The sequence below is a fragment of the Brooklawnia sp. genome, assembly GCF_032229645.1.
In the GTDB taxonomy this organism is placed as follows: domain Bacteria; phylum Actinomycetota; class Actinomycetes; order Propionibacteriales; family Propionibacteriaceae; genus Brooklawnia.
In genome coordinates this window covers 1-2,603 of sequence record NZ_JAVTWX010000133.1, presented here as the reverse complement: position 1 = coordinate 2,603, position 2,603 = coordinate 1, and the positions used below count along the sequence as shown (strand labels likewise).

Below are 2,603 nucleotides of genomic sequence, written 5' to 3'. Positions count from 1 at the left end.
CCTGCGCGGTCTGTGAGTCGCCTGCGCGGTCTGTGAGTCGCCTGCGCGGCCGGGGGCTCGCGAGGGTCGGCCGATCAGATGGCATAGCCTTGACCTGACATGATCGCCACGTTCAGTTCTCTTGCCATACCCAACTACCGTCGCTATTTCGCCGGTGCGCTGACCAGCAATATCGGGACGTGGGTGGGCCGCACCGCGATCTCGTGGCTGGTGCTGATGGAACTGACCGATGGCTCCGCCTCGGCGCTCGGTTTCGTCACGGCGATCATGTTCACTCCGCAGCTGCTGCTGGCGGCCTACGCGGGTTCGATCGCGGATCGGTTTCCGAAGCGCCGTATCCTGCTGGTCACCCAGTCGGTGATGGCACTCGACTCGGTCATTCTGGCGATCCTGGTGCTGACCGGGCACGCCGAACTGTGGATGGTCTACCTGCTGGCCCTCAACGACGGGCTGGCAAGCACTTTCGACAACCCAGCCCGGCAGTCGTTCGTCAGTGAGGTGGTGCCGCCCGGGAACCTGCCGAACGCTATCGGCCTGAACTCGGCGAGTTTCAACGCCGCGCGGCTGCTCGGCCCAGGCATCGCCGGTCTGTTGATCGAGTTGGTCGGCACCGGCATCGCCATCGCCGTGGACTCGCTCAGCTACCTCGTGATGCTCGGCTGCCTGGCGCTGCTCAATCGGCAGGAGTTGCACCCCGCGGCGGTGGTCAAGGGACGCGGACGCACCCGCGAAGGGCTGCGCTATGCCTGGCATCGTCCGGATCTGATGATCCTCTTGGCCTGCGGGTTCGCGGTCGGCGGACTGGGATTCAACTATCAGATCTCGAATGCGGTGATGTCGACTCAGTTCTTCGATCGTGGGGCCGGCGAGTACGGGATCGTCGGTTCGGCGATGGGGCTGGGTGCGCTGGCGGCCGCACTGTGGGCTGCCGGGCGCGAACGTCCGAGGTTGCGATTCGTGCTGGTCGGCATGGCAGGCTACGTGGTCTTCAACCTGTTGTCGGCGTTTGCTCCCGGGTTCGGCTGGTTCGTGGGCTGGCAGATTCCGGTGGGCTTCGCCACCATCACCGTGCTGGTCACCGCGAACACCATGCTGCAGTCGGCGACCTCGCCGCAGATGCGCGGACGCGTGATGGCGCTGTGGGGGCTGATGATCTTCGGCATCACTCCCCTGATCTCGCCGCTGGTCGGCTGGCTCGGTGACCAGGTCGGACCGCAGGCCACGGTGCTTTTCGGGGTCTTCTTTGTCACGCTCGGGCTGCTCATCATCACCTGGGTGATCATGCGGGCCGACCGGCTGCGATTCAGCTTTGATCCGCACCGCACAGGCTGGTTGCGGCTGGAGCGCGGTAGCCTCAGTGAAGAAGTCGACGGCGGGACGGCCCGCTGAGCGTCGGCACTGCGACGGATAGGGAGGTCTCGATGGCGGACCAGCTTGAACAACTGCGCAAGAGCATCGTGATCGACGATGCAGGCTCGCGTATCGGCGGTGTGGGGCGCATCTATCTGGACGACGCCACCGGTCAGGTGACCTTCGTCACCGCGAAGGCCGGACTCTTCGGTCAGCGTGAGGTTCTCGTCCCGGTGGCCGGTGCATTGGTCGGCGATGGCCTGGTCGAGGTCCCGTTCAGTTCTGACCTGGTCAGGCGAGCGCCGACCGTGCCGGACGACTACCGACTCACTCCCGAGCAGGAGGCGGAGATCCTGAGACACTTCGGTTTGCCGTTCATCCTGCCTACCTCTGGCACCCTCAACTAACCTTGGGCATGAACGAAAGGATTGCCGCTATGGCCGATAACGCTTACGAAGAGATTTTCAATTGCGACGTCATCGACGTGAACGGCGACCGGGTCGGCAGCGTCGGCCAGGTCTATCTCGATGATCAGACCGGGCAGCCCAGCTGGGTGACGGTCAAGACGGGGCTGTTCGGATTGAAGGAGACCTTCGTACCGCTGGAGCAGGCCATCGTCGCCGACGGCAAGATTGCGACCCCCTATGCGAGCGAGAAGATCAAGGAAGCTCCGCGCGTCGATCCCGATAAGCACTTGGACGCCGACGAGGAGGCCGAGCTCTACGACTACTACGGCATCGCTACCGTCGTGGCGGTCGAGCCGGAAGCCGTGGCAGTGATCGCGGAGGAGGCAGGGCAGTCGCCGGCTCCTTCGGCCGCCGAGAAGATCGCGGAACTCGATGCCGCAGAGGCCGAGGTCGCAGCGCAGGCCAATGAGAACATCGCGGATTCGGGCGAATCGGTAATCGTCGAAGAGTTGAATGCCGCCGATGCGCAGGACACTTCGGCCAGTGAGATGATCGCCGACCTGGACGCGGCGGAGGCCGCGGTTGTTCCGCAGGCCGCGGTTGTTGCGCAGGCCGGGGTTGTTGCGCAGGCCGCAGACGAGAATGCTGCCGTGGACGAGACCGCTGCGGGCGAGACCGTCGTCGGCGAGACCATCGTGGACGAGTCTGTCGCGAGCGAGTCCGCTGGTGAGGAAAGCGGCGACGACGATTCGTCCGCAGAGCCGACCGTTGCGATCACGGGAGAGGACCTCTACGACGCCCGTTGATCGTTAAGATCCTCCGCCGAATAGCTACCGGGGTCCCCGC

The 2,603-nt window shown here is 64.8% G+C and carries 3 protein-coding genes; all 3 read left to right on the top strand.

The window, feature by feature from the left end; genetic code table 11:
• Positions 1-99 precede the first annotated feature (99 nt).
• From AAFP05_RS10455 to AAFP05_RS10445, 3 genes are read left to right on the top strand one after another with little or no spacing between them, the layout of a single operon-like run.
• Positions 100-1,389, top strand: a complete 1,290-nt coding sequence (locus tag AAFP05_RS10455; protein WP_341729809.1) for an MFS transporter — start codon at positions 100-102, stop codon at positions 1,387-1,389.
• Between the two features lie 32 nt (positions 1,390-1,421).
• The gene (locus AAFP05_RS10450; RefSeq protein WP_341729808.1) at positions 1,422-1,757 is read left to right on the top strand and encodes a PRC-barrel domain-containing protein; all 336 of its coding nucleotides are present in this window, start codon (positions 1,422-1,424) and stop codon (positions 1,755-1,757) included.
• Between the two features lie 29 nt (positions 1,758-1,786).
• Positions 1,787-2,563 carry a PRC-barrel domain-containing protein gene (locus tag AAFP05_RS10445; RefSeq protein ID WP_341729807.1) on the top strand — a complete coding sequence of 259 codons (777 nt, stop codon included), beginning with the start codon at positions 1,787-1,789 and terminating at the stop codon, positions 2,561-2,563.
• The last annotated feature ends 40 nt before the right edge of the window (positions 2,564-2,603 follow it).